Origin of the sequence: Roseobacter sp. OBYS 0001 (assembly GCF_019654895.1) — a bacterium.
Lineage (GTDB): Bacteria > Pseudomonadota > Alphaproteobacteria > Rhodobacterales > Rhodobacteraceae > Roseobacter > Roseobacter litoralis.
Map to the genome: position 1 here is coordinate 1 of NZ_BPES01000030.1, position 244 is coordinate 244.

A 244-nucleotide genomic window follows, 5' to 3' on the forward strand; every position below is an offset into this window, starting at 1 on the left:
CGAGCATCATCGTGGCGTAGGGCCCGGCGAGCGCGCGGCTCAGGTCGACGACCCGGATGCCTGCGAGGGACCGGTGGTCACCGGCGGGTGTCATGACTTTCCTCCCATGAGCTTGAGTCCCACGCTCATCAGCACGATGACCGACGTGATGCGCAGGACGTGGATGGACAGCACCACCGGGACGTTGGCCTTCACCTCCGCGGAGAAGGCACCCATCTGGGCGATCCCGCCCGGGGCGGTGGCG

1 protein-coding gene is annotated in these 244 nt (G+C 68.4%); it reads right to left on the reverse strand.

Annotated elements, in window-relative coordinates; all coding sequences use genetic code 11:
- Window positions 1-90: 90 nt before the first annotated feature.
- The coding region (locus K5Q35_RS23015; protein WP_220801480.1) for an AbrB family transcriptional regulator at window positions 91-244 on the reverse strand (154 nt) is incomplete at its 5' end.